Raw genomic sequence first — 24,739 nt, 5'->3', positions numbered from 1 at the left:
GCCCGCGCCGGAGTACCGGAGTAGGCGGGCGGTTGCAGAGTGCCCCGAGCCGGTATCCGGTCCTCGCACTTCACGATGAGCTCGCCCGCCGGTTGCGCTGGCGCGGGTAGGGTCCTACGAACGCCGTGGACGCGATGGGTGCTCCGATGTCAGCACGGGAGCCGAGGCGAGTCAGCGCAGCGACGCCGGCGCGTGATGGCTGCGGCAGACCCGCGCGGACGCAGGGTCGTGTGGCGTCAATCCATGGAGGAGGCCACCATGAGATTCGATGATATCGAGCAAGATCCCTATGATGTTGATCCGGACGAGGATGTGTCCATCTCAGATGATGCCAGCGTCCGCATGGGGAGGGAGGAGAGCGCGAAAAGTGGGGGCGACCACCGGACGCTCGATCATCTGGTGAGCGCGAAGGGTGGGAGCTACGACCCGGAGGTCACGAGTATACTCGCCAGGGCATCGACGTGGGCTTACTCGGACATCGAGTCGTTTCAGGAGATGATGAAAAACCACGGCATCGATTGCGAGTGTATCCGGCTCACTTTCGAGAATGAAGCGCTCTTCGTGTCCCCGTACGCGTATCTCGCGCAGAGTAGAGATGGGCGGCTGGCGATCCTTTGCTTCCGGGGGACACGACCCGTGAGCCTCATCACATGGCTGATGAGCACGAACGTCCGAATGACTCCATTCGAACGAGCAGGATCCGGATCCGTACACGGCGGCTTCGCTCGCGCCACCTGGGCCCTGTGGCCGCAGCTCCGACGCTTCCTGAAAGGGATGCTCGAAGGCACACCCATCTGCCGCATTTTCGACGACATGACGACCCCCCTCCAGTCGTGTCATCCGCCAGCCCCGGTGGGCCGAGCCGCCGGGCCTCGCCGCGCGGCGCGGAGCCGGCCCGAGGTGACGCCCCGGCGTGCGCTGGAGGCGCTCTACATCACGGGCCACAGCCTGGGCGGCGCGCTGGCCGTCCTCACCGCGGCGCGCATCTACACCGACAGCAACGTCGAGCAACTCCGGGATGTGCTCCGCGGCGTGTACACCTTCGGGCAGCCGATGGTCGGCAACAGGACGTTCGCCCGCATGATCGGGAAGAAATTCGAGAGCAAGCTCTTCCGACATATCTACCGCAAGGACATTGTGCCGCGCCTGCCACCATGCTCTTTGGGTAGTTTCGAACATTTCGGTCGGGAGTACATCGAGAAAAACGGCCGCTGGATGCGGGGGACGGAGACAGTGAAACAGGTCCCGTGGTTGGTGATGTACATGGTGCTCGGCGTCACGGCGTTGATCATCGACCAGATCCCGAACCTCAGGTGGATCCATCTGCCGGTCTCCTGGGGCGACCACTCGCCGTGGTGGTACCTGCGCACCTCGGACAAGATCCCGCCCGGATCCGAGTTCGAGCCGACTCCGGCGCCTCACGGCGATTGAAGCGCTCCGGTGAGCGTCCTCCGCGGTGAAGCTCATTCCCGCTCCGCGATCTTGGGATCGCGCCGCTCGTCAACGCGGCTGTCGGCCTCGCGGGCCGTCGCACGCCGGGCGGCCGCGGCGACCAGATCGGGTGGCAGCGACGCGAGGACGCGCATCCGGATGTGACGGATGAGCTTCAGCAGGTCGGGGCAGTACACGGAGGGGTTGTCGAACCGCCGCTCGCGGCTGAAGCGGTGCGGCATGTACCCGCCTCCGCACACGTCGCGCAGCTCGCAGGCACGGCACTGCGCGCAGAGCTCGGATACGCCGCCCAGCATCTTGCGCAGGATCGCGGACCGGTACGCGTCATCGATCTCGTTGCGCAGGACGTTGCTACCGAGCTTGGTGATGCCGTGCTCGCAGCACTTGAAGGCGTCGGTCGGCTCGATGCCGCCGTCGGTCTCGATGATGACGGCGCCCACGGGCTTTCCGCCGATGTTGTCGGTGCTCTTCGGGTGCCCGAAGAGCAGACGCAGGATGTTCTCGAAGTACCGCACGTGGCGATCCGGCCGATTCTGCTCGAACCAGAGATCGAAGAACTCGATCATCCAGTCGCCGTACGACATCGCGCCCGAGGGCGGCGCATGCGCGTGGTTGGCGTGGGGGAGGTTGATCTCCAGGCCCGGGATGTCGAGAAACTGCCACAGCTCGAACATCTCCCGGGGCGGAATGTCCGTATTGACGACCGCGATCACATTCGCGAAGATCCCGGGACCGAGAGGGTGGGCCTGGAGGCGCCGGATCGCCGTCATCACGTCGTCGAACGAGCCACGGCCCTGGTGGTCTACGCGGTGGCGATCATGAAACCGCTTCGGACCGTCGATGCTGAGACCCACGCGCACGGAGAGCTCGGCGAGGAGCTCGATCCACGCATCGTCGATCGAGACGCCGTTCGACTGGACGGTGAAGCACGACGACACGCCGCCCTCATCGAGCGTGCCCCTGACCTGCTCGACCCACGCGCGGAAGCGCTGCCTGCCGAGGAGCAGGGGCTCTCCGCCGTGCCCGATGATGTGCACGCCCGCGATGCCGTGCCGTCTTGCGTGCGAGACGATGCGCCGACACATCGCCGCCGTGACCTCGTCACGCATGACCGCCGGCTGGCTCCTGTAGGTCTGATCCGCCAGGTTGTACATGTAGCAATAGCTACAGTTGAGATTGCAGCGGCTCACGAGCTTGACGACATAGGTCGAGATGGGCACCGCGTGCTCTGGCTCGCCCGCGACGGGCAGCCTCATGATGGATGCCATGGCTGTAGCTTCTCCTCCACGAGCTGGTCAGCAGATGACGGGGCTGCTCGCTGCGCTCGTGCCGCCGCGCTCTCCGGCTATCCGCGGGGCCCCGGCGCAGACGAGAATTCTACCCACTCGCTGAAGGCGAGCGAATCGCAGCGCCTCCGGCCCTGGCGCAGTTCGGTCACCGAGAGGATGGCCGATCTTACCGCCTCTTGCCGTATGCTCGCTATCTGCTCCTCGCGGAGGCTCTGCGCGACAAGTTCGAGGTTCACCGGACCGCCACCGTGCGTCGCGATGACGGCCTGCGAGGACTCCTTGCTGTCCATGCTCATCCCTGGGCTCCTCTCTCTGGGCGCCGAGCTCGTCACGAGCTCCGGCGACCCGCGCTGGTAACCTTGGGTTGCGTGAGCCCGCCCACCACGGAGGGCAGCCACCAAAAGCAGATCAGGAGTGATCCCCGGGGGCGCTCTTTGGCGAGCGGGCGCACACGACGCTTTGTCGTTCCGACGATGGCTCAGCGCGGGACACGACGGCGGCGAGGGCCGCCATGCTTCTTGCCGGAGCGGGCGCCGACAGATCGCACGGAGCAGCCTTATTCTTTCTTGCGTCCTGGCGGTTCGGCGTCCTTGCATTGGTTTCTCGACTCCTGCAAGGGGCGAACATTTCAGCCAGACGACACAGCTACCGACCCAGCACAGCCTGAGTGCCGAACGTGCCTCGCCGCGGCACACGGGCGAGCCGTCATGGCCTTTCCCTACATGCACCATAGATTCTTCGGCTCAGCCGATCTTCACAGCGACATGGTCCTGTGAGAAGGCTCGACACGAGTGATCCTCAGCGTCAACTCCTGCGCTTGCGTCTCCCGCGCTTGCGTCCGAGAGACTCGCCGAGTATCGTCGGCTGTCTGAGAGCCCTCCGCTGCACGAAGGCGCGCGGGCCAGCCGAGATCACGCTGTGCAATCGCCCTGGCCTCTCCCGATCGTCGCCCTGACGCCGGCCTCCTGCGGGGCCGTGCTGTGGCGCATGCAGGGCGCAGAGCGGCTCACGGTCATCGTCAAGGCCACGTTTGCCCTCGTCCACGACCGGAACGCCGAGCTCGCCGCCCCGGCGCCGCTGGTCCGCTCCGACAAGCTCCGCGAGGGGCGCGGCAGCCTGGAGGAGGCGTGTGAGACAGCGCCCTACCTGCCGGGCGCAGGGGTCCTCGTGCGCGGACACGCGGCCGCCCCCGCGGGGACGACCGCGACGGCGCTCGCGGTGCGGGTCGCGCTCTTCCGCGAGGATCGCTGGGTCTTCAACAAGGTGCTCCACGTCTACGGCGAATCCACGCGAGAGGCGCCGAGCCCGCGTCCCTTCAGCTTCATGCCGCTCGAGTACGAGCGCGCGTTCGGCGGCCCGCACATCGACGCCAACCCGGTCGGCGTGGGCTCCGGGACGGCGCTGCCGAGCGTCGTGGATCCGGCCCATCCGGTGAGGCCCGCGGGCGTCGGGCCCATCGCGAGGCACTGGGCTCCGAGGAGCGGCCTCCTCGCGCGGGATCAGGCGCCCGACCTCCTGGCGCCGGATCTCGATGGCAGCTTCGATTTTCGCTATTTCCACGCCGCCCCCGCGGACCAGCAGATCGAGCTCCTCCGCGGCGACGAGTGGATTTTTCTTCAGGGGCTGCACCCGCACATGCCGTGGATCCGGTCCAGGCTGCCGTCGGCGCGCGGGCTCGCGCGGCTCCATCGGACCGGGCCGGGAGGCGACGACCCGGGGCATCCGATCGAGCTCGTCGCCGACACGCTGACGATCGATGCGGATCACCTGCTCTGCTCGCTCGTCTGGCGGGGGAACGTCGCGCTCCTGCCGGACGACCTGCCGGCCCGGATGCGGGTGGTCGCGGGCGTCGAGATGCCCGGGCGGCCCCTGCCGTGGCCCTCGACGGCGGCGGGCATCGCCCCGCCGCTCGCGCCCATCGCGATCACGGAGCTGGGGAGCGCGCTTGCCACCCGGGGGGCGGAGCTCCCGGCGGGGCACTGGAGCGCCGTCACGCAGCAGGTGACGAAGCTGCATTCGCTGCCCCCGTTGCCCTTCTCGCAGCGCCAGGAGCCGCACTGGAGCGCCGTCACGCAGCAGGTGACGCCGCTGCAATCTCCCGCGCCCCTGCCCTTTTCGCAGCGCCAGGAGCCGCACTGGAGCGCCGTCACGCAGCAGGTGACGCCGCTGCAATCTCCCCCGCCCCTGCCCTTCGTGCCCGCGCCCGAGCCGCCGCCGCGCCCCGAGCCTGCCCCCGGCTCCGTGCCGTTCGCGATGCCCTTCGCCCATCCGGGCCCCGACGCCGCGTCGCCCGAGCCGCCGCCCCGGGTGCAGCCGCCGCTCGCCGGGCTCGACCAGACGCACCCCGTCATCGACCAGCCCGCGCCCGCGAGCGCCGCCCCGCCCGTCGAAGCGGCTCCCGCCGACGCCGCCCCCGCCGACGCCGCCCCCGCCGACGCCGACGCCGCCGACGCCGCCCCCGCCGACGCCTCGCCCGCCGAGCCACCCCCGCCCGAGGCACCCCCGCCCGAGCCGGAGGCGCGCGGCATGCGCGCGGCGGTGCTCGCCCGCCTGAAGAGCGGCCAGCCGCTCGACGACCTCGAGCTCGCCGGCGCCGAGCTCGACGGCATCGACTGGAGCGGCGCCTCCCTCGAGCGCCTCAACCTCGCCGGCGCGACGCTCGCCCGGTGCAACTTCACCTCCGCGCGCCTCGCCAGGGCCAACCTGAGCGGCGCCGACCTGACCGACGCGCGCCTCACGGCGGCCGACCTGACGCGCGCCGACCTCTCCCGCGCCACGCTGGACCGCACGCAGCTCTCCTCGGCGATCCTCACGAGCGCCGACCTCACCTCGGCCAGAGGCGCGCACACGCGCTTCGAGGGCGCGTCGCTGGACGGCGCCGACCTGCGGCAGGCCCGCCTCACCGACGCCGTCTTCGACCGGGCGAGCCTCGCCGACGCCAACGGAAGCAAGGCCGACCTCTCGCGATCGAGCTTCGCGAACGCCAACCTCGCTGGCGCCATCCTGCGCGCGGCGAAGCTCAAGGAAGCGAGCCTCGCGTGCGCCAACGTCGATGGCGCCGATCTGCGCGAAGCGGACCTCGCGGGCGCCAACGTCTATGGAGTCAAGCTCGCCAACGCGAAGTCGAGCGGCGCCGTCCTGCGCGCCATCGTCGAGATACCACCGGCGGGAGAGGACATTGATGTTTCTTCACATGGTTGACTCGCTGAATCTTTTACGTCTAGCTCCATGAAACGAGCGCCCTCGGGAACGAAGGCGGAGCATTCGCCTCCTCGCACCCTGGAAGAGACACGACCATGAGCGACCTCATCACGTTCTCCTCGAGCATCCTGCAGGGCCCGGCGCGCGTCGTCGGCTTCCGCGGCGTGGAGGCGATCTCGCGCCCGTACAGGTTCGAGATCTTCCTCTCCATCCCGAGCGAGGGCGAGGACGACACGGACTTCGCCGAGATGGTCGGGGCCAAGGCGCGGCTCTCGATCGACCGCCTGGAGGATACCAATCCGCCCTACGTGTTCACCGGCGTGCTCGCCGGCGTCGACCTCGTGCACGAGTTCGGCGGACGCGCCCTGCTGCGGGCGGTCCTCGTGCCGCGGCTCTGGGGGCTCACGCTGTCGAAGCACAGCCGCATCTTCACGAAGAAGAGCGTCCCCGACGTGATCAAGCTCGTGCTCGAGGAGAACGGCATCACGGGCGGCGATGTCGAGCTCAACCTCGGCAGCTACGAGACCGAGGAGCACATCGGCCAGTACCGCGAGAGCGACTTCGACTTCATCTCGCGCTGGATGGAGCGGGAAGGCATCTATTACTACTTCGAGCACACCGAGGACGGCGAGAAGCTCATCCTCTGCGACGACAGGAGCTACCCCGCCGAGCCGCTCCACACGCCGGTCCGCTACCACCCCCAGACCGGCGAGGACCGGAGCGCCTCGGCCTCGTTCCGCACCTTCTCCTGCCAGCACGGGGCGCTGCCGTCGCGGGTGAAGCTCAGGGACTACGACTATGTCCGGCCGCACTTCCCCCTCGCGGGCGCGGCGCCGGTGTCCCCGTACGGCACCGGGGAGATCAGCCTCCATGGCGAGCGCTTCTTCAGCGCCGACGCCGGCAAGCGGCTGGCCCAGCTGCGCGCGGAGGAATACCTCGCCCGGGAGGCGGTCTATCAGGCCACCGGCGCGCGGCTCCACCTGCGCTCGGGGACCACGTTCGAGCTCGAGGACCACCCGCGCGCGCGGTTCAACGCGAAGTACCTCGCCGTCGAGCTGCGCCACCACGGCAACCAGTCCGCCGGGCACGGCGACTTCGAGGAGCTCGCCGGGCTCACCCACGAAGAGGTCTATTTCGTCGAGGTCTCGGCCATCCCGGCGGCGACGCAGTTCAGGGCGGAGTCGCGGACGGCGTGGCCGCGCATCTACGGTTACGAGAACGGCACCGTCGACGGCTCGGCGTCGAGCGAGTACGCGCAGATCGACGAGCACGGGCGCTACCTGGTCAAGCTCAAGTTCGACGAGGCGAGCCCGCGCGACGGCAGCGGCTCCACGTTCGTGCGCATGATGCAGCCGCACGGCGGCGGCGTCGAAGGGTTCCACTTCCCGCTGCGCCGGGGGACCGAGGTCGTGCTGAGCTTCCTCGGCGGCGACCCGGACCGGCCCGTGATCGCCGGCGTGGTGCCCAACGTGCTCACGCCGAGCCCGGTGACGAGCGGCAACCACACGAAGAACGTCATCCAGACCGGCGGCAGGAACCGCCTGGAGCTGGAGGACCAGGCCGGGTCACAGCGCATCACGCTCTCGACGCCGTACTCGAACACGTACATGCGCATGGGGTCGCCCAACAAGGGGCACGAGCTCATCGGCAAGACGGACGGCAACATCCTGCTCGACAGCGGGGTGAACATGGACTTCCAGGTCGGCGCCAGCTGGACGAGCACCGTGGAGGACCACATCACGACGACCGCCGCCTCTGGCGACATCGCGACGACCGCCACCGCGGGCGACATCACGACGCAGGCCGTCGCCGGCACCCTCACCGAGACGGCCAAGGGCGATGTGACGATCACCTCCGAGTCGGGCAATGTCCACATCAAGTCCCTGGCCGCCGACGTGAACATCTTCTCGCAGTCGGACCTCAACATCGAGACGAAGGGGAACAGGAACGAAAAGACCACAGGCAACGACACAAAGGAGCGGGAGGGCAACTATGTCCTCATCACGAAGGGCAGCGCGACCTCCGAGGTGCACGGCTTCAACTCGTCGATGACCATCGGGGCGGGGAGAGACATCAAGCTGGGCGCGTTCCTGTCGGTCGCGGCCGCCGCGTCGACCGATCTGAAGCTGAGCCGCGCCGTCTCGGTCACGGTCGGCCAGGCGTTCGACCTGAAGGCGGGCGGGTTCACGTCGGTCAACGTCTCCAAGTCGCTCGACATCAAGCTGGCGCAGACGACGGAGCTCAAGGCGACGAGCGCGCAGGAGTTCACGGTGGGGAGCAAGCAGTCGTTCTCGCTGAGCAGGAACATGGAAGTCACCGCTGGCCAGAAGCTGTCGTTCAACCTCACCAACTCCGTGGAGTTCAAGCTCGGCGCGTCGGTCTCCGTGAAGAACGGTCCCGAGCTGACCATCCAGGGCCCGAAGTTCACGACGAAGACCGTCGAGCTCAAGAACGGGAGCTTCACCCTGCAGAGCGTCGCGGCCGAGATCAGGAAGCACGGCATCTTCGTGGTCAGCTAGCGACGAGGCGCGCCGTCGCCAAGCCAGCGAGACATCGGCCTCGACCGCGAAAGGGCGGGAGCGAGGCGCCACCCGCGAACACCGATCCTCCGAGCCCCATGCGTGTCATCAAGCCCCTCCGCCTCTCCGTCCTTCAGCGCGTGCTCACGGTCCGGCGCAACCATCACCTGAGCATCGGGCTCCTCGTGTTCTTCCCGCTCGACGCGCCGGAGGTCCCGCTGCCCGAGGTGTCGATGTGGCAGCGGGTGATGCCCGCGCTCGGCAAGGACGGCCTCCTCGACGAGGGGATGCCCAAGCCGCGGGGCGAGGTCCTCGTCTTCGGCAAGGCGTTCTCGCCCGGCGGGGAGCCCCGGCCGGCGTTCGCCGCGGGCCTGGAGGTCGGCCCGGCCGACAGGCCCCTCGTCGACAAGTCCATCGCGGTCGTCGGCAAGCGGCGGTGGCACCTCGGCGCGCCGACCGAGCCCGAGCCGATCACCGAGATGCCGCTCGCCTGGGAATACGCCTTCGGCGGCGCGGAGTACCCGCTGAACCCGAGGGGGATGGGGCTCGCCCCGGTCGACGAGGAGGGGACCCAGGTGCATCCCCTGCCCCACCTCGAGGACCCGCGACGCCTCCTCATGTCGCCGGGCGACAGGCCGCCCCCCGCGGGCTTCGGGGCGCTCGACCCCACGCTCGCCTCGCGGACGGCCAAGCTCGGCACCTACGGCGGCGAGTGGCTCCAGCACGATTTTCCCGGGTTCGCCCGGGATCTCGACCCCGCGTACTTCCAGGTGGCCCCGGAGGACCAGCGGCTGCCCGACTACTTCGAGGGCGGGGAGGCCATCCGCCTGAAGAACCTGCACCCGGCGCGGCCGCTGCTCGAGACCCACGCTCCGAAGCTCCGCGCCCGGTGCTTCGTGCGGCAGCGGGGCGAGACGGGCGAGACGGTGACCGACGGCGAGGAGCCCCTCCGGGAGATCGCGACGCGCCTGGAGACGGTGCTCCTCTTCCCCGACCTCGAGCGCGGCGTCGCGATCTTCCGCGGCGTCGTGCCGGTGGCCGAGGACGACGCCGAGGACGTGCGCGTGCTGATCGCCGGCCTGGAGCGGGCCGACGCGCCGAGGCCCGTCGAGCATTACCGCGCGGCGCTGGAGCGGCGGCTCGACAAGGACAAGGGGCACCTCCACGCGCTGCGCGAGAAGGAGCTGCTTCCGGAGCCCGAGCCCGACGCCCCGTCGTTCCCGGACGAGGTCATCAGCGACATGGACGAGCTCATCCGGCGCGAGGGGGCGATGGAGGAGCGGTCGATCTCGCGGGCGCAGCGCGAGCTCGATCAGGCGCGGCTCACCCTGCTCGTGCTCGGGATGAACCCGGACGAGAAGCTCCCGCGGGAGATCAAGCGCCCGGAGGAGCCGAGGCCCGACGAGCTCGCGGACTACGCCGCCCGGATGGACCTGGAAGCCGCGGAGCTCCAGAGCGACGCCGAGGAGCAGCGCAGGGCCACCGAGGAGGAGGTGCGGAAGCTGTGCGCCGAGCAGGGGCTCGACTTCGACGCGGTGGTCGCGAAGAGCAAGAGCGACGGGGGCGGCCCGCCGAAGTTCAGCGCCGACGAGGAGCTGGCCCGCCTGCGCGAGCTCGCGGAGGTGGGACGCAAGGCGGGCGCCCCGATGGACGACATCGAGGCGAAGCTCGCGGACCCGGCGTTCGCGGCGAGCCTCCGGAGCGCCGAGGAGAACGTCCTCCTCGCGTACCGCGCCTTCGCTCACTTCTATCCGCCGGCCGAGCCGGCGCCCGAGGGGAAGAAATCCGACCTGCGCGCCGAGGTGGAGCGGGCGCTCGCCGCCGGCGAGTCGCTCGCCCGGCGCGACCTGACGGGCGCCGACCTCCACGAGCTCAGCCTCGCGGGCGCCGATCTGCGCGAGGCGCTCCTCGAGGGCGCGGATCTGTCGGCGTGCGACCTCGGCGGGGCCGATCTGACGGGCGCGGTGCTCACGCGCGCGAAGCTCGAGGGCGCGCGGCTCGGGAAGGCCACGCTGCGCGGGGCGAACCTCGGCGAGGCGCGCGCCTCGCGCGCGAGCTTCGACGGGGTCGACCTCCGCAAGGCGGTGCTCCACAAGGCGTGGCTCGAGGAGGCGCGGTTCTCGGGGGCCAACCTCGCCGAGGCCGACTTCCTGGAGGCCCGGGTGCGAGGCGCGGACTTCAGCGGCGCGCAGGCGGACGACGTCCTCTTCTTCCAGCTCGATCTCACGGGCGCGCGCTTCGCCGGCGCGAGCCTGCGCAAGGCGACGTTCTTCCAGTGCACGGGGGCGGGCGCGGATTTCGGCGAGGCCGAGCTCGAGGACGCGGCCTTCGTCGAGTTCAAGGGCAAGGAGGCCTCGTTCCGCAAGGCGAGGGCCACGGCCCTGCGCGTTGTCTCCGCCTCCGCGCTGCCGGGCGCGGACTTCACCGGCGCCGAGCTCGCGCGGGCGAACCTCCGCGGGGTCGACCTGGAGGGCGCGATCTTCGAGGGCGCCACGGCGGACAACGCGGATTTCAGCGAGGCGAACCTCCGGAAGGCGCGCCTCGCGCAGCTCTCGGGCAAGGGCGCGCGGTTCATGCGGACGGACCTGACCGAGGCGGATCTGACGGGCGCGAACCTCATGGACGCCATGCTGCAGAAGGCGAAGGTGCCCGGCGCCCGCTTCGAGAACACGAACCTCTTCCGCGCCAACCTGCTCGACGCGAAGGGCGACCAGCGGACCACCTTCTCCGACGCGCACATCAAGAACGTCGTGTTCACGGGGCAGAGCAAGTGACCCGCGACGAGCTGATCGCGAAGGTGGCCGAGGGCGAGGTCATCGCCGGGGAGGACCTGTCGGGGCTCGACCTGTCGGGGCTCGACCTGTCGGGCGTCGTGTTCGAGAAGACGACGTTCCGCGGCGCCAGGCTGAAGAGCGCGAAGGTCAGCGAGTCGATGTTCAACGGGTGCGACCTCTCGAGCGCCGACCTGTCCGGCGCGCGGGCCCGCCACGCCGTGTGGAGCGGGTGCGCGCTCCTCCACGCGCGCCTCGACGAGAGCGACCTCGTCTCCGCGAGCTTCGCCGAGTGCGACGTGTCGCGGGCCAGCTTCGACCGCGTGAACCTCACGATCGGGAGCATGATCAAGGGGCGCGCCGACGAGGCGAGCTTCCGCGAGGCCAACCTGGACCGGTTCTCGCTCGTGGAGACCGAGGCAGCGCGCCTCGCGCTCGACGGGGCGAAGCTCAAGCAGGCCTGCTTCATCAAGGCGGACCTGTCGACCGCGAGCCTGCGCGGCGCGACGATGCACCTCACGGTGCTGGTCGGCGCCCGCCTCCGCGGGCAGGATCTTTCGGGCATGGACCTGACCCTGGCGCAGCTCACCGACGCCGACCTCGCCGGGTGCGACCTGCGAGGCGCCCGGCTCGTCCAGGCGAGCTTCAAGGGCGCGGACCTCACCGCGGCGAAGCTCGACGGCGCGGACGCCGAGCGCGGCCTCTTCTTCGGCGCGCGGCTCGCGGGCGTCTCCGCGGCCGGCCTCAAGGCGCGGCAGGCGATCTTCGCGGAGGCCGACCTCGAGGCGGCGAACCTCGCCGGCGCCGACCTCTACCAGGCCATCTTCCAGCGGGCGGCCTGCCCGCTGGCGACCTTCCGCGACGCCGACCTGACCTACGCCGACTTCTCGCACGCGAGCGTCGAGAAGGCGGATTTTTCGCATGCGAAGCTCTTCCGCGCCCGCTTCCACCAGACGCGCGACGCGAGCGCGACCTTCACGAGCCGGTCCGCCGCGCTCGGCGACGATCCGGAGCTGCTCGAAGCCGAGCGATGGACGCCCTGAGGGGATGCCCCTCCCGACAGCAGGAGAACGAGACCATGCGAGACAATCTGGCCAGACATCGGGTGGAGACCTTCGCGATCCAGGAGGTCGGTACGGTCCTCGGGGCGGTGGACCGGTCGTTCCAGGTGCGCGTCGGGTCGGGCGACTACGCGGCGAAGCGCGCGGTGAGCTGCCTTGTCGAGCCGGCGCTCGGCGACCGGGTGCTCGTCGCGCTGCACGACGCGGGGTGCCACGTGCTCGCGGTGCTCGATCGCGAGGGCGACGCGCCGACGCGCCTCGTGGCCGAGGGGGACCTGGAGGTGAGCGCCCCGGGCGGGCGCGTCACGATCGCCGCGGGCGAGGGCGTGCGCCTCGTCACGCCGGCCGAGGCCTCGGTGGCCGCGGGCAAGGTGCGCGTCGCCGCGGGCGAGGGCTCGCTCGCCGTCGGGGCGATGACGTATGTGGGCGAGCGGCTCGTCGCGCAGGTGGACCGCGTGAAGACGGTCGCGCGGTCGGTCGAGTCGATCGCGGACCGCTGGGTGCAGCGGCTCGACCGGGCCTACCGGTTCATCGCCGAGTCGGAGCAGGTGCGGACTCAGTATTACGAGGTCACCGCGAAGGCCGCGATCAACATCAAGGCGCAGGCGACGCTCGTCTCGAGCGGCGAGCTGACAAAGATCGACGGTGGGCAGATCCACCTCGGCTGACAGGAGGCACCGATGTTCGCGAACACGCAGATGGGAGGCATGGCCCTGGGCGGGCCGGACGTGTGCTTGACGCCGCCGGCGCACCTGCCGGTGCCCTACCCCAACCTGGCGGCGCAGCCGATGGGGGTGCCGGCGGTCTACAACGTGCTGTTCATGTGCACGCCGGCGCACAACATGATGACGCAGGTGCCGCTGACGAACGGCGACAACGCCGGCCTGGAGACGGGCGTCGTCTCGCACACCGTGATGGGCCCCTCGCGGCACGTCACGGCGGCGTTCACGGTGCTCGTGGGCGGCGCGCCCGCCACGCGGATGACGAGCGTCACGATGCAGAACTCCGTCAATGCGCCCGGCGTCAGCCTCGTCCCGAGCCAGGTCAAGGTGCTGCTCCTCGCCCCGTAGCCTGCCCATGAAAGAGCACAACCGGCTCCGCATCGAGCGCCTCACGGCCCGCTACGCGCGGCGCATCGAGGCGGCGCGCGCGCCGGCGGAGGTCGATTTCCTACGTGAATTCGACGACTTACGCGAGCGCTTGCTGCGCCCCCCGATGGAGGAGCTCGCCGCCGAGCTCCGGAGGGCGGGCCACGCGCCGCGCATCGTGATCGACGAGGGACACGACACGCCGAGCATCGAGCTCGCCCTCGGTCTGCGCGACGCCAGGGCGAGCCGCAACGTTGTCGGCTTCTGCGTCATCCGCTGGACCGGCTACCCGCTCCAGATCCTCGCCTACCTCGAGGTCAACCCCACGCCGTTCGATCTGGAGCGGTTCGCCCGCGCCGCGGACATCGGGCCCGACCGCGTCGAGCACCTCCTCGTCGAGGCGATCGAGCAGATCATCGTCTGCAACGCGCCCTGAGCGCGGCGGGAGCAGCGGAGTCAGCGGGAGACGACATCGGGCAGAGTCGGCGCGCTCGCGCTCCGGCCTGCGCGCGGCGGCGGAGGCGCGGGCGCGGCGCGGGGCGCTCGGCCGCTCGCTCGGCGACATCGGTGGGTTTCGGGGCTATGCTCCGCGGATGAGTACCCGAGAGCTCAGCGCCGAGAATTTCGAGCAGACGGTCGAGTCGAACGATATCGTCCTTGTCGACTGGTGGGCGCCCTGGTGCGGCCCCTGCCGGGTCTTCGGGCCCGTCTTCGAGAAGGCTTCCGAGAAGCACGCAGACATCGTGTTCGGGAAGATCAACACCGACGACCAGCAGGACCTGGCCCAGGCCTTCAACATCCGGTCGATCCCGACGCTGTTCATCTTCCGCGAGAAGGTCCTCCTGTTCGCGGAGGCGGGCTCCTTGCCCGCGTCGGCGCTGGATCAGGTGATCGAGAAGGTGCGCTCGCTCGACATGAACGAGGTGCGCGCGAAGATCGCCGAGGAAGAGGCGAAGAGCGCGGCCGAGGGAGGCCAGGCGGCCGAGGGGCCCTGAGGGACGCGCGGCCGGGGGTCGGGAGGAACGCGGCGGGGCTCGTGCCCTTCGCGATGGCGCACGCGGCGCGTGGCACGGCGGGACATCCCGCTTCGAGGCACGAAGCCGAAGACCGACGTGTCGCCCAGATCCTGCATGAGCTGCTCGAACGCAACCCCGTGCCTCAGCTTCCCCGCCCGGTGTAGTCCGATGAGCCCGTGTGTCGCCGCCCAGAGGACGTGGCCGAGCCGCTCCGGCTGGAGCGCGATCATCCCCGGCGAATGACCCGCTTGGCGCCGAGCCGCTCGAGGCGGCGCACCTCGGCTTCGACGTCGTCCGTCTCGATGTCGAGGTGAACGCGGCTGCCGTGCTTCACGCTCTGCACCTCGACCGACAGATCGCGCTCCGCGGCGTCCAGGCGGACGTAAGCCTCGCCGTCGGGGCCACGCGGACGTCGCCTCCTTGTCCCTGGATGTCGCGAGCGCCAGCCTGATCTCTCCGGGCGCGCAGCGCAACCGCCGCGCCGTCGCGGCGCTGCGTCATCGGGAGGCCCGGAGCGGCCGGCAGAGCGCATGACCGAGGACACAGCCGATGCCGTACAGCGCGAAGTCGGCAGGATCGAATCCGCCGTTCGCGCCGAGCAGGAGCCGCCCCGGGGTGGTGCTGCGCGCGGCCCACAGCCAGGGCAGGTCGCTCAGCTGGAGCAGCTCGATCGCGCACGTCGCGGCGAGGACCGCGAGCGCCAGCCGGTGCGTGCGGGCGGAGATCCACACGAGCTGCGCCGCGGCGATCCACACGACCTCGTAGAGCACCGCGCCGGCGCCGTTGCGCAGCCAGATCGGACCGCCGTGGAACCGGGCGATCAGGCCCACGGGGACGACAGCGACGATGAGGAGGGCCAGCGCGAGGCGCTTGCGAGCAGCTCCCGGGCCGTGCGCCGTATCCTCCACGGCGCCCAGCCTACACCCCTCCAGCCCGGGCCACGAGGTCGTCGATACGGCACGTCGCGCTCGCCGACGCGAGCGATATGCCACCTCACGCGCCGCCGCGCGCAGGCCGGAGCACGAGCGGCACGGTGCCGGTGAGCAGCCCCGCCGCGAGGGCGAGCACGCCGCCGAAGCCGACGCAGGCGCAGCCGAGCGCGCCCGTCAGGGCGGCGACGCCGCACGCCGAGGCCCAGGAGGCCCCGAGCCGGTTCGACCGGCGCAGCGCGCGCGAGAGCACCACGCCGGCGGCGACCCCGCCCAAAAGGCAGGCAGGGACGCAGATGGAGGCGCACCCCGCCGGCGTGCACAGGTGGCCGTAAACACGCGCCGCGTGCGCCATCGCGAAGGGCACGAGCCCCGCCGCGACCCCCGGGAGCACGCCCCGCCCGAGCTCCCGCCCCCGCCATGACAGCAGCGCCGCGGCGACGTAGAGCGCCGCGCCGATGATCGCGGTGGTGAGCGGACGGTCGCTCATCAGCGAGGCGACGAGCGCCACGGCGATCGTCGGGGACGCCGCCCAGGCGGCCTGTCGCGCCCTCCCGCGCTCGTACGCACGATAGGCCCTCTCCTTCAGGCCGGCGAGCGCCTCAGGTTCCATAGATCCTCCTCCACGCCTCCCGGAGACGGGCAAATGCGCGCTCGCGGCGCTTGCGGAACGCCGCGCCCGATACCGATGGATCGCGATCGCCCTCCAGCAGGGTCGCCCTCAGCGTCTCGCGATCCGCCTCGGCCAGCGTGCCGAGCACCTCGCGCGCCGCGTCGTCCAGATCCCGGGCGATCGCCGCGTCCTCCGGCGTGGGCATGTCGGCCGCGACCGAGGGGATGAGCTCGTCCGGCGCCTCCCTCGACCGGGTCCGCCGCCGCCGCGCCGTGCGGCACTCCCACGCCGCGATGGCGAGCGCCCAGGTGAGCGCGTCCGCTTCGGGGTCGAACGAGCTGGCGCGATCGAACACCTTGAGGAGCGCCTGCTGCGCCGCGTCCTCCGCGTCCGCTTCGCCCCCGAGCATGCGGCGGCAGAACGCGCCGATCGCTGGCCAGAGGGCGGCATAGACAGGGTCGAACGCCGCGCGATCGCCGTCGGCGAGGCGTCTCATCGACGCGTTGAGCAGCGATCGCGCGCGCAGTTCCAACGGGCTGGGTCCTCAGCCGCAGGGGCAGTCCGGACACGGACAATCCGCGCACGGACAGCCGCCGGCGAGCTGCGTGCCAGCATAGGCCATCGACGGGATTGCGAGGACGGCCGCGAACAGGGTCACCTTGAGCCAACGACGCATGGGAGCTCTCCTTTTCTTCTCCGGCCGGCTGTCCTCACCGGCCTTCCTCGGCTCTAGGCGCGAGCGGGGGCGAGCGTGACACCCGCGCGATCGAAATTCCCGGCGACCGAGATCCCGGCGACCGGACCCATGCACGCGCCGGCCGTTGCGGCCGTATCCCGCCCGGCGTACGAGCGGTTGCGCTTGCGCTCCCTGGCTCGGCTCACCCTCGCCGCCGGCATCGTCCTCGTCGTCGCTGGCGTCCTTTTCATCGCGAACGCCGCGCTCGGCTGGTTCGGCTTCGCCCTCGATCCGGATGTGGGAGAGCTGCTCGGGCAGGCGCGGTGGGCCCAGGCGCCGGCGGGCCTCGCCCTGGTGCTCGGCGGCGGCCTGCTCATAGCGCTGAGCCGGGCCGCGCTCGGCCCGGAGGCGGCGGAGCGCGCCGTGCGGGACTTCGATGTCCGGGTCCATCAGGTGCACGGCGGGCTGTCGCTCCTGCTCGGAGCGGCGGCGCTGCTCCTGGGAACGGGCCTCGCGGCGCGGACGGCGCACACAGGCGAGCTGGCCGTCGCGCTCCTCCTCGGGGCGCTGATGCTCGGCGGGAGCCTGCTCGCGCTCTGGCCGAAGGGCTCGCCGCTCCCGCCCTGGGTCGCCTGGCCCCTGGTGCTCGGGTTCGCGGGGGTCAACGCGAGCAGCGCGGCGCGCGCGGCGCTGGGGATCGCGCGGGCGGACACCGGCTGGGAACCCCTGGGCTCGGGGCCCACGTGGGACTCGCCCCTCGTGCTCTTGACGAGCCGGGGGGCGCTCTTCGCCACGACCCAAGGCGAGGAGAAGAGCAGCCACGCGAGCCGCGACGGCGGCCGCTCCTGGGACAGCCTGCACCTGCCCGGCCATCCAGGGACGAGCCTGGTCGAGGACGCGGCCGGCGGGCGCATCTGGATGGCGCCGAGCGACGGGGACGCGCTCACGTTCTTCGACGAGGCCAGGCGAGGCTGGTACCAGGTCGCCTTGCCGAAGCAGGGCTTCCTCCGGGGCCTCGCCGTCGACGAACGGCAGGTGCTCGCGGCCTACCCCGACGGGCTCTACCGGAGCCCCCGCGACAGCGACGGCTGGACCGCATCGCCGGAGATCGCGCGCTGCTCGACGCTGGCCGCCTTCCGCGACCGCCGCCTCGTCGTGGGCTCGCGGTGGCTGCTCTCGGAGGACGGCGGCGAGCGCTGGCGCGAGCTCGACCGTCGCGGTGTCCCCGATTTCGCCGCGCGCGCGGCGCTCGGACCGACGCGAGCGTACATCCTTGTGCACGGCGGACCGATGAGCGACGCATGGTTCGTGACCGTCGACGGCGAGCACACGCAGGTCGAGGCGGCGCCGTGCACGACGGGCTCGGCCGTGAACGTGAACCCGGAGCGGGAGGAAGAGCTCGTGATCGGCTGCTCGGGAGAGGGCGTGCTGCACAGCACCGACGGCGGGAGGAGCTGGCGCTCGCTCGGCTTCTTCGGCGCACAGGTCGAGTCGCTCGCCGTCGACTACGAGCAGCGCTGGGTCTACGCCGGCGCCCACGCGCTCCTCGGCGCGAACGGCCTTTTCCGCCGGAGGCTCTGACTGGCAGATCATTCTGCCGGGCAGGCTCGGCGTGCTAGGGTGCCGTGCCTATGTCCGGCCGCTCGTGGTTCGCTGCCCTCGGCGTGCTCTGCCTCGGGTGCACGCCGTCGCGGCACGACGCCGGCTCGGGCGCCGACCCGGCCGGGAGCGCGGGCGTCGCGGTCGCAGAGCCCGCCATCGGGCGCCCTGCAGGCCCCCCGGGCGCCGTCGCGCCGGCCGTCGCTCTCGTGCCGCCGGAGGCTCCGGCCGCCGGGGCCCCGCCCGCCGCGGCGGAGGAGGCGGCGCCGGCGGGTCCCTCCCGCGTGTACGCCAAGAGCCGCCAGGTGTGGATCCGGTCTGCGCCGAGGCCGAAGGCCCAGTGGATCGGCTTTCTCTCGATCGGCGGCTCGGTCCGCCTGAAGAGCCCCGAGCCCTCGCGCGGCGCCGGCGATTGCCCGGCGTTCTACGCCGTGGAGCCGCGCGGGTACGTCTGCGTCGACGGCGAGCGCGCCACCCTGGACGCGGCCGATCCCATGCTGAAGACGCTGCTCGCCCACGCCCCGCGGGTCGATCAGCCCTTGCCGTACCTCTACGGCGAGTCGCTCGGGCTCAAGCGCCTCTTGAACGTCGAGGGCATCGACGCGCCGGCGTGGCCCGCGGGGATCCACGATCTGCGGCACATCCAGGTCCGCCCGCGGTCGTCGGTCGCATGGACGAAGGAGGTCGAGGCCGGGGGGGCGACGTGGCTCTGGGCGTCCGATCTGACGTTCGTGCCGAAGGACAAGGTGAAGCCGTATGAGCCCGCCACCTTCGAGGGCGTCCACCTCGGCCCCGACGTGCGGCTCCCCCTCGCGTTCTTTCGCCGCAAGCCGCGCCCCAAGTACCGCCTCACCGACGAAAACCAGCTCGAGAAGACGGACGCCGTGTGGGAGCGCCTCGACCGCGTCGGGCTGACGGGCCGCTCGAAGCGGGCCGGCAAGCTGACCTATCTCGAGACCCGCGACGACGGGCGCTGGGTGCTCGAGCGAGATGCGGTGGTCGTCAAGCCGCGGAAGTCGCGGAACCCGTGGGGACGCCGGATCCAGCTCGGCGGCGAGGCGCCGGCTCCGCCGGCCGAGGGGCCGAGGAACACGTGGATCGAGATCGCGGCGCTCGACGGCTGGCTCATCGCGTACGAGGACGACCGGCCCGTCTTCGCGACGCTCATCTCGGCCGGGCGCAACGGCGCCGACGAGCCGGAGAGGTCGGAGAGCCCCGAGCCGGTCGTGCCGCCCTCCACGACGCCGCTCGGCCAGTACCATATCAACCGCAAGTGGGTGACGAAGACGCTCATCACGCCCCACGTCAACGCGGACGACTGGATCGAGGCGGAGGTGCCGTGGAGCCAGCACTTCTTCAGCAAGTATCTCCTGCACGCGGCGTACTGGCACAACAACTGGGGTGACGGGCAGAGCGGCGGGTGCGTGAACCTCTCGCCGGTCGACGCGAAGTGGCTCTTCCACTGGACCGATCCCCCCGTGCCCGAGGGGTGGTACGCGGTCCAGGTCACGCGCAAGGACCCGTCGACGCGCCTCGTGATCCACCGCTGACCGCCGCGGCCCGAGCGTGGATAACGCGCTCGCTCGCGCCTGGCGGGCGCCTCTACGGGCCGCTATTTCACCGGCGCGCTGGCCGCCTCGTGCTCCGCGGCCATGCGCCGCATGCAGAGCTTGAGGCCGGCGCGGAGGTTGCCCACGGTCGTGACCCCGGAGAGGTCGAGCCCGAGCGCGATCATCGTCTGGGCCACGTTCGACCGGATCCCCGTGATGATCCCCTCCGCGCCGAGGAGCCGGATGGCCTTGATCATCTCGATGAGGTATCCGGCGGTCTGCGTGTCGACCGCATCGACGCCGGTGAGGTCGAGGATCGCGAACCGAGCGTCCTTGTTCACGATCGCCGTGAGCAGGTTGTCCATCACCTCGGAGATCCTCAGGCTGTCCACCACGCCCACCATGGGGAGGGTCAGCACCTTGTCCCAGACCTCGATGATGGGCGTCGAGAGATCGCGGATGACCTTCTGCTGCTTCTCGATGAGATCGAGCTTCGTCTGGAGCTCGCTCTCTCGCTGCCTCACCGTGGTGGCGTCCAGGGTGATGCTGATCAGGCCGTCGAGCTCCCCGCGGTCGTCGCGCACGGGGATCTGCCATGTCTCCCAGGGGACGCCGTGCGCGTCGAGGACGCTGTGCGAGGCTTTCCCCGCGAACCCCTGCCGGAGGCGCTCCGCGCCCTCCGCATGGTCCGCGTAGAGCTCGAGCACGTTCGTGCCGAGGAGCTGCCCCGGCTTCATGCCGATGCTCTCCAGCCCCTTGCCCTCCTGGAACGTGAAAACGCCCCTGCGGTCGAACCTGGCCATGCTGATCGGAAGATTGTCGAGGATGGCGCGGAGAAGCAGCCGCGCCTCCCGGAGCTGCGCCTCGAGCTCTTCCCGCGTCTCCGCCCCGGTCGTGGTCATTTTCTCTTCCCCCACCATGAGAGCTTTCTATCCCGCGCGCGTGCTGGCCGTCGAGCGTTTGTCGTCCGTGGCCAGCGAGTTTCATGAACCCACCGGGGGAAACATCGCACAGCTCGCTGAGCTCGCCTGCCCTGTTCATACGCGATGTCCCGATGAAGGAATCGAGGCATGGAGTCTCCCATGCCGGCGCGCCGCGGGTTGACGTGGTGTACGATACACACTAAGCCTCGTGTAGAAGTTACACGGAGGTTCGGATGTCCGTCGCGTACGAGCACCCACGGCCGGCATTGACGGTGGATTGCGTCGTGTTCGGCCTCGATGACGAGGATCTGAAGGTCCTGCTCATCCGGCGGGAGCTCGAGCCGTTCCGCGGCAGGTGGGCGCTCCCGGGCGGCTTCGTGCGCGTCGACGAGGCGCTGGACGACGCCGCGCGGCGGGAGCTCGCGGAGGAGACGGGGCTGTCGGGCGTGTTCCTGGAGCAGCTCTACACGTTCGGCGCGCTCGGGCGCGACCCGCGCGAGCGCGTCGTCTCGGTGGCGTACTGCGCGCTGGTCAAGCTCGGGGATCACCGGGTCAAGGCGGCGACCGACGCGCGCGAGGCCGCGTGGTTCTCGGTGGACGACACCCCGGCGCTCGCCTTCGATCACGAGGAGATCTTCTCGATGGCGCTGGAGAGGCTCAAGGGCAAGGTGCGGTATCGGCCCGTCGGGTTCGAGCTCTTGCCGCCGAAGTTCACGCTGTCGCAGCTCCAGCGGCTCTACGAGAAGATCCTCGAGCGCCCGCTCGACAAGCGCAACTTCCGCAAGAAGGTGCTCGGCACCGGGCTCCTCGTGGAGCTCGACGAGGTCGAGCAGGACGTCGCCCACCGCGCGGCGCGGCTCTACCGGTTCGACCGGCGGAAGTACGAGCGGCTGGAGAAGGACGGGTTCAGCTTCGAGATCTGAAGCGGGGCGGGCGGCGCCCGGCGCGCCCATGTCGACCTTGCCAGGCGCGCTCTCGGCGCACCGGGCATTCTGCCTCTCGAGCTGCTGGTGGACGATGCCCAGGCTACCCTGGACCGACCTCAGGTCGGCGCGAACAGGCGCCCAGCAGAGCGTCGCCGCGAGCGTCCCCGCGGCGACCCCTGCTCCGATCAGAACAACATCGCGCAACCAGGGATGCATGGCTCAGGGCAGGAAGCGCGACCCGCTGTGCACGCTGAGCGACGTGCAGCTCCCCTGCGCGTTCCAGCTGAACGAGATGGCGGAGGAGTCGGATCGGGTTGCTTGTATGGCGTGTGGACGGCCGTCGGATGGCGAGGTTTAACGACCACAATGGGTTGCTTCAAGCGCTGAGCCCCTCTTGGGCGTCGCGGCCATCACCAACCAGGGTCGGGATCGTCCTACTCCGAATGAATAGAGTTCACATTGTGCAGCCCGCCCGAGAACAACGACATATGCCCACCTTCGCAAGGATCAAAGATTCCCTCGATCGTCACAAGACTGCGATTACACCCGGCACCCGGCGTTCCGGCGGCGTCCCACCATAACGCCTTCATGGGCGGAACGAGGGCTCGTACGTCACAACGCGGCGCACGCTTGCCGTCAAGGGTTGGCTTCTTTGTGGTCACCTCGCTGATATAGAGACCGTGATCTTCAAATTCGTTCGTCAAGAAGGCGCGAAGCCGCACACGTCGCCCAGCAAACCTCTCGGGATCAGCAAGTACTTGGTCGAGGTCTGTGGCGACGGCGGTCGGATCCGGCGTTCCGAACGAGCACTCTGGGCTCGGCGACTTGGGTGCGACACGATTTGGCTCCGCTCCACAACCAGCAATCGCAATGGCAAGTAACACCGGGATCGCAGTCACATGACGAGACATCACGGCACTCCGTAGCCAGAGCTTGGAGGGGAGAAATACGGCTTCTGGTCGCCCCTGTAGATGCCGATACGTCCGTGAGGCGTCGCAAAAAACGACGTGTATTCGCGATACCCAAAGCTCGATGAGCTTAGTGCGTCGGCCGTCATCAGGTCCCTAGGCGAAAACTGCTCGTCGGTTGGTGCGTGGTAGGAGGCATGGGTGTGGTAGTCCCCGACGACTTCATCTCCGGGCTGTAGATGCTTCGCAGTTTTCATCGGGTTTGATGTGCTCGATCCTCCAATTGCGGCAGGAGTGTAGGAGTAGCGTCCACCTGCCGCAGCGCGATGGCGACACGCCTGAACGCGGACCTCGGCTCGGCGCTCACCGACAGCGCCGAGCCGAGATGCTCACGGGTCCGCCGTCATCCATCCGTCACTGCGGAGCGTCACAGGACGGCATCCAGCGTGACGACATTGCACCCTGCGCCGCACTGGAAGCGCTTGTCCTTGCAGTGCTCGCGGACCATGTACTCCTTCGCCTTGCCATCTGCAGCTCGAACAGACACCTTGCAATCAAGCTCGAGGCAGCCGAGCTCCACGGGCACCCGGAAATGTCCGGAAGCGTCGGTGGACGTCGTGCGGTCATAACGGCGCGTCCCGGGGCAAGTCAGCGTGACCTCGACGCCCCAGATCGGGCTGCCCGCCCCGTCACGTACGACGCCAGAGACATCGATCCCCGGGTCGCACCCGACGAGCCCTGCAGCCGCCACGACGGCCATGGACGCACTCTGTAACGCATACCGGGCTCGAGCAAGCATGGCAATATCCTCCGGAAATGACACTGGCCTAGAACGCGCACGGCGGAGTTTTATGGGGGGCCGTGCTCCAGCGGATTCGCCTTCGCATAGTGGCCCGTCCGCGCGAACGAGTAGGCCTGCGCCAGGATATGCAGGGGCAGATACGCCTCCCCGAGGATGTCGTGCTGATCCACGTGCGCGAGCTCATGGTGATATGTGTCGGCGTCCGTCACAGCGCTCTCCTTCAAGAACGCGAAATGGCCGAGCGTCAGACCATCGTTGCCATTGATATAATTCGCGTTCTCCACGAGAACGATGGGATTGCCTCCATTCCACCGCCAGGTTACGCCCGCGTTCCCCCACATCGACCAGAGATTGAGCACCGCGAGTGTTCCGCCAGTCTAGTTTGCCGGGTCGAGCAACCCTGTAGGGTCGATCCTGTTGACCGGATCATTCCCGACATAAGCGTAGAGATTCAAGCTGCGTCCTGCGAACATGGTCGGATCCTTGCTCGTCCACCTTCCCGCCTCCGGATCGTAGTCCCGGACCCCGAAGCGCACAAGCTTCGTCTCCGGATCGTACAGCCCCCCGGCGAAGCCGAAGGGCGTGAAGCCCGGGTTCGTGTCGAGCAGCACGCGACCGAACTCGTCGAAGTCCATTCGCTGCGCCACAGCGCCGGTCGCGGAGTTCACCACGAGCCACGGGCTGCCGACGTGATCCGTGAGGATCCGGTACGTCGCGCCGCCCTTGATCATCAGGTCCGGCACGTGCTGCCCTCGCCCATAGACGAAGCGCGTTACCACGTTCCCCGCGCCGTCAAGCTCCGCCGCCGGCTGGAGCGCGCTCCGGTACAGGAAGCCCTGGACCTTGACCCCATTCCTCTGCTTCCAGATGCGATGGCCCTCGCCGTCGACCAGGTCATCAAGCAGCGTCCCGTTCGGCAGCTCGACCAACGACGCCACCATGGCGTTCGAAGACACGGCAGGAATGTCGAAGCCCCCTGAGCGGCTTGCGCGGCCGCGCCTGCGCTCCGTCCCTGCCATGACGGAGCGCAAGCGAGAGCGCCTCGGGCGCTCCGTGTCTACTGGACGAGCCCGTCGCGCCCTGCCCGGCGGAGCCGCTCCGCGATGTAGCCCATGAGCTCCTGACGGGAGCGGAAGGGCCACAGCGCGATGGCGACGCACCTGGACGCGGATCTCAGCTCGATCTTCCTGTCATTGCCGCGAATGGAGACGATCTCGGTCCATGGGATCGACCGTGACAGCGGGTAGGCGACGCCCTCGTCGGTGATCTTCACGAGCGCCTGCCACAGTATCATCGCAGACACGACCAGCGCGGAGCCAAGAAATATGACCATCACCTCGAGCGGTTGCGGGCTGTGCCATCGGGACATGCACCACGCGAGATTAAGCAATGCAAGCCCCGGAGGAACAAGGCTCA

General features: G+C 69.8%; 24 protein-coding genes and 2 pseudogenes. 12 read left to right on the top strand and 14 right to left on the bottom strand.

Annotated elements, in window-relative coordinates; genetic code table 11:
* The first annotated feature begins 258 nt into the window (after positions 1-258).
* Positions 259-1,431 (top strand): lipase family protein, encoded by a 1,173-nt coding sequence (locus WMF17_RS11915; RefSeq protein ID WP_437649491.1) that lies wholly within the window; start codon positions 259-261, stop codon positions 1,429-1,431.
* A gap of 32 nt (positions 1,432-1,463) precedes the next feature.
* On the opposite strand, the gene WMF17_RS11910 is transcribed toward WMF17_RS11915, so the two are convergent.
* Positions 1,464-2,720 carry a radical SAM protein gene (locus tag WMF17_RS11910; RefSeq protein WP_437649489.1) on the bottom strand — a complete coding sequence of 419 codons (1,257 nt, stop codon included), beginning with the start codon at positions 2,718-2,720 and terminating at the stop codon, positions 1,464-1,466.
* Between the two features lie 77 nt (positions 2,721-2,797).
* A complete protein-coding gene (locus WMF17_RS11905; RefSeq protein WP_437649488.1) occupies positions 2,798-3,031 on the bottom strand; it encodes a hypothetical protein in 234 nt (77 codons plus the stop codon).
* 628 nt (positions 3,032-3,659) lie between these two features.
* Here WMF17_RS11905 and WMF17_RS11900 point away from each other — a divergent pair.
* The 8 genes from WMF17_RS11900 (at position 3,660) to trxA (ending at position 14,376) form a co-directional block, all read left to right on the top strand.
* Positions 3,660-5,942 (top strand): DUF2169 family type VI secretion system accessory protein, encoded by a 2,283-nt coding sequence (locus tag WMF17_RS11900; RefSeq protein WP_437649487.1) that lies wholly within the window; start codon positions 3,660-3,662, stop codon positions 5,940-5,942.
* A gap of 95 nt (positions 5,943-6,037) precedes the next feature.
* A complete protein-coding gene (locus WMF17_RS11895) occupies positions 6,038-8,461 on the top strand; it encodes a type VI secretion system Vgr family protein (RefSeq protein WP_437602155.1) in 2,424 nt (807 codons plus the stop codon).
* Between the two features lie 98 nt (positions 8,462-8,559).
* On the top strand, positions 8,560-11,235 hold the full coding sequence (locus WMF17_RS11890) for a DUF2169 domain-containing protein (RefSeq protein WP_437649485.1): 2,676 nt from the start codon (positions 8,560-8,562) through the stop codon (positions 11,233-11,235).
* Positions 11,232-12,275: a pentapeptide repeat-containing protein gene (locus WMF17_RS11885; protein ID WP_437649484.1), complete on the top strand. Its 1,044-nt coding sequence runs from the start codon at positions 11,232-11,234 to the stop codon at positions 12,273-12,275. Before WMF17_RS11890 ends, WMF17_RS11885 begins: the two co-directional genes overlap by 4 nt.
* 35 nt (positions 12,276-12,310) lie before the next feature.
* Positions 12,311-12,961 (top strand): DUF3540 domain-containing protein, encoded by a 651-nt coding sequence (locus WMF17_RS11880; protein ID WP_437649482.1) that lies wholly within the window; start codon positions 12,311-12,313, stop codon positions 12,959-12,961.
* A gap of 12 nt (positions 12,962-12,973) precedes the next feature.
* Positions 12,974-13,363, top strand: coding sequence for a DUF4150 domain-containing protein (locus WMF17_RS11875; protein ID WP_437602151.1), 390 nt, complete (start codon positions 12,974-12,976; stop codon positions 13,361-13,363).
* A gap of 7 nt (positions 13,364-13,370) precedes the next feature.
* Positions 13,371-13,817: a hypothetical protein gene (locus WMF17_RS11870; RefSeq protein ID WP_437602150.1), complete on the top strand. Its 447-nt coding sequence runs from the start codon at positions 13,371-13,373 to the stop codon at positions 13,815-13,817.
* Positions 13,818-13,974: 157 nt separating this feature from the next.
* Positions 13,975-14,376 (top strand): thioredoxin, encoded by a 402-nt coding sequence (gene trxA / locus WMF17_RS11865; RefSeq protein WP_437602149.1) that lies wholly within the window; start codon positions 13,975-13,977, stop codon positions 14,374-14,376.
* Between the two features lie 262 nt (positions 14,377-14,638).
* Here the strand turns inward: trxA and WMF17_RS11860 are convergent.
* The 5 genes and pseudogenes from WMF17_RS11860 to WMF17_RS11840 form a co-directional block, all read right to left on the bottom strand.
* A pseudogene (locus WMF17_RS11860) lies at positions 14,639-14,818 on the bottom strand (VOC family protein); the annotation flags it as partial.
* Positions 14,819-14,894: 76 nt separating this feature from the next.
* Positions 14,895-15,305 (bottom strand): DUF2809 domain-containing protein, encoded by a 411-nt coding sequence (locus WMF17_RS11855; protein WP_437602146.1) that lies wholly within the window; start codon positions 15,303-15,305, stop codon positions 14,895-14,897.
* Between the two features lie 85 nt (positions 15,306-15,390).
* Positions 15,391-15,939 (bottom strand): hypothetical protein, encoded by a 549-nt coding sequence (locus tag WMF17_RS11850; RefSeq protein WP_437602145.1) that lies wholly within the window; start codon positions 15,937-15,939, stop codon positions 15,391-15,393.
* On the bottom strand, positions 15,929-16,435 hold the full coding sequence (locus WMF17_RS11845) for an RNA polymerase sigma factor (protein WP_437602144.1): 507 nt from the start codon (positions 16,433-16,435) through the stop codon (positions 15,929-15,931). The genes WMF17_RS11850 and WMF17_RS11845 overlap by 11 nt, the downstream gene beginning before the upstream one ends.
* Before the next feature lie 48 nt (positions 16,436-16,483).
* Positions 16,484-16,615, bottom strand: coding sequence for a hypothetical protein (locus tag WMF17_RS11840; protein ID WP_437489870.1), 132 nt, complete (start codon positions 16,613-16,615; stop codon positions 16,484-16,486).
* Positions 16,616-16,798: 183 nt separating this feature from the next.
* Between WMF17_RS11840 and WMF17_RS11835 the strand changes: the two genes are divergently transcribed.
* Both WMF17_RS11835 and WMF17_RS11830 read left to right on the top strand, forming a co-directional pair.
* The gene (locus tag WMF17_RS11835) at positions 16,799-18,196 is read left to right on the top strand and encodes a WD40/YVTN/BNR-like repeat-containing protein (RefSeq protein WP_437649481.1); all 1,398 of its coding nucleotides are present in this window, start codon (positions 16,799-16,801) and stop codon (positions 18,194-18,196) included.
* Positions 18,197-18,246: 50 nt separating this feature from the next.
* Positions 18,247-19,764 carry a L,D-transpeptidase gene (locus WMF17_RS11830; RefSeq protein WP_437649479.1) on the top strand — a complete coding sequence of 506 codons (1,518 nt, stop codon included), beginning with the start codon at positions 18,247-18,249 and terminating at the stop codon, positions 19,762-19,764.
* Positions 19,765-19,826: 62 nt separating this feature from the next.
* On the opposite strand, the gene WMF17_RS11825 is transcribed toward WMF17_RS11830, so the two are convergent.
* Positions 19,827-20,666, bottom strand: a complete 840-nt coding sequence (locus WMF17_RS11825; RefSeq protein ID WP_437649477.1) for an STAS domain-containing protein — start codon at positions 20,664-20,666, stop codon at positions 19,827-19,829.
* A gap of 254 nt (positions 20,667-20,920) precedes the next feature.
* On the opposite strand from WMF17_RS11825, the gene WMF17_RS11820 reads away from it, so the two are divergent.
* Positions 20,921-21,610 (top strand): NUDIX hydrolase, encoded by a 690-nt coding sequence (locus WMF17_RS11820; protein ID WP_437602140.1) that lies wholly within the window; start codon positions 20,921-20,923, stop codon positions 21,608-21,610.
* A gap of 437 nt (positions 21,611-22,047) precedes the next feature.
* Here the strand turns inward: WMF17_RS11820 and WMF17_RS11815 are convergent, their stop codons facing one another.
* The 6 genes and pseudogenes from WMF17_RS11815 to WMF17_RS11790 all read right to left on the bottom strand — a co-directional run bounded on the left by WMF17_RS11815 (position 22,048) and on the right by WMF17_RS11790 (position 24,617).
* Positions 22,048-22,524, bottom strand: coding sequence for a hypothetical protein (locus WMF17_RS11815; RefSeq protein ID WP_437649475.1), 477 nt, complete (start codon positions 22,522-22,524; stop codon positions 22,048-22,050).
* A pseudogene (locus WMF17_RS11810) lies at positions 22,524-22,826 on the bottom strand (hypothetical protein); the annotation flags it as partial. The pseudogene WMF17_RS11810 and the gene WMF17_RS11815, both read right to left, overlap by 1 nt.
* Before the next feature lie 122 nt (positions 22,827-22,948).
* Entirely contained in the window at positions 22,949-23,281 is a 333-nt protein-coding gene (locus tag WMF17_RS11805) for a carboxypeptidase-like regulatory domain-containing protein (RefSeq protein ID WP_437649473.1), read from the bottom strand.
* An 89-nt stretch (positions 23,282-23,370) separates the two neighbouring features.
* Positions 23,371-23,682, bottom strand: coding sequence for a hypothetical protein (locus WMF17_RS11800; protein ID WP_437649471.1), 312 nt, complete (start codon positions 23,680-23,682; stop codon positions 23,371-23,373).
* An 18-nt stretch (positions 23,683-23,700) separates the two neighbouring features.
* Entirely contained in the window at positions 23,701-24,342 is a 642-nt protein-coding gene (locus WMF17_RS11795) for an RHS repeat-associated core domain-containing protein (protein WP_437651330.1), read from the bottom strand.
* A gap of 38 nt (positions 24,343-24,380) precedes the next feature.
* Positions 24,381-24,617, bottom strand: coding sequence for a hypothetical protein (locus WMF17_RS11790; protein ID WP_437649469.1), 237 nt, complete (start codon positions 24,615-24,617; stop codon positions 24,381-24,383).
* Positions 24,618-24,739 lie beyond the last annotated feature (122 nt).

The sequence above is a fragment of the Sorangium sp. So ce362 genome, from assembly GCF_051519845.1.
Classification (GTDB): domain Bacteria; phylum Myxococcota_A; class Polyangia; order Polyangiales; family Polyangiaceae; genus Sorangium.
The sequence above is the reverse complement of the archived record's forward strand: the minus strand, read 5'-3'. Positions and strand labels throughout refer to the sequence as shown.

Bases quoted from the DNA above. Each gene is read 5' to 3' on its own strand.
- WMF17_RS11870 (WP_437602150.1), top strand. From the start codon at position 13,371: ATGAAAGAGCACAACCGGCTCCGCATCGAGCGCCTCACGGCCCGCTAC.
- WMF17_RS11820 (WP_437602140.1), top strand. From the start codon at position 20,921: ATGTCCGTCGCGTACGAGCACCCACGGCCGGCATTGACGGTGGATTGC.
- WMF17_RS11830 (WP_437649479.1), top strand. From the start codon at position 18,247: ATGTCCGGCCGCTCGTGGTTCGCTGCCCTCGGCGTGCTCTGCCTCGGG.
- WMF17_RS11880 (WP_437649482.1), top strand. From the start codon at position 12,311: ATGCGAGACAATCTGGCCAGACATCGGGTGGAGACCTTCGCGATCCAG.
- WMF17_RS11805 (WP_437649473.1), bottom strand. From the start codon at position 23,281: ATGGCCGTCGTGGCGGCTGCAGGGCTCGTCGGGTGCGACCCGGGGATC.
- WMF17_RS11895 (WP_437602155.1), top strand. From the start codon at position 6,038: ATGAGCGACCTCATCACGTTCTCCTCGAGCATCCTGCAGGGCCCGGCG.
- WMF17_RS11795 (WP_437651330.1), bottom strand. From the start codon at position 24,342: ATGGCAGGGACGGAGCGCAGGCGCGGCCGCGCAAGCCGCTCAGGGGGC.
- WMF17_RS11845 (WP_437602144.1), bottom strand. From the start codon at position 16,435: ATGAGACGCCTCGCCGACGGCGATCGCGCGGCGTTCGACCCTGTCTAT.
- WMF17_RS11840 (WP_437489870.1), bottom strand. From the start codon at position 16,615: ATGCGTCGTTGGCTCAAGGTGACCCTGTTCGCGGCCGTCCTCGCAATC.
- WMF17_RS11815 (WP_437649475.1), bottom strand. From the start codon at position 22,524: ATGTCTCGTCATGTGACTGCGATCCCGGTGTTACTTGCCATTGCGATT.
- WMF17_RS11890 (WP_437649485.1), top strand. From the start codon at position 8,560: ATGCGTGTCATCAAGCCCCTCCGCCTCTCCGTCCTTCAGCGCGTGCTC.
- trxA (WP_437602149.1), top strand. From the start codon at position 13,975: ATGAGTACCCGAGAGCTCAGCGCCGAGAATTTCGAGCAGACGGTCGAG.
- WMF17_RS11875 (WP_437602151.1), top strand. From the start codon at position 12,974: ATGTTCGCGAACACGCAGATGGGAGGCATGGCCCTGGGCGGGCCGGAC.
- WMF17_RS11915 (WP_437649491.1), top strand. From the start codon at position 259: ATGAGATTCGATGATATCGAGCAAGATCCCTATGATGTTGATCCGGAC.
- WMF17_RS11910 (WP_437649489.1), bottom strand. From the start codon at position 2,720: ATGGCATCCATCATGAGGCTGCCCGTCGCGGGCGAGCCAGAGCACGCG.
- WMF17_RS11905 (WP_437649488.1), bottom strand. From the start codon at position 3,031: ATGGACAGCAAGGAGTCCTCGCAGGCCGTCATCGCGACGCACGGTGGC.
- WMF17_RS11850 (WP_437602145.1), bottom strand. From the start codon at position 15,939: ATGGAACCTGAGGCGCTCGCCGGCCTGAAGGAGAGGGCCTATCGTGCG.
- WMF17_RS11790 (WP_437649469.1), bottom strand. From the start codon at position 24,617: ATGATACTGTGGCAGGCGCTCGTGAAGATCACCGACGAGGGCGTCGCC.
- WMF17_RS11825 (WP_437649477.1), bottom strand. From the start codon at position 20,666: ATGACCACGACCGGGGCGGAGACGCGGGAAGAGCTCGAGGCGCAGCTC.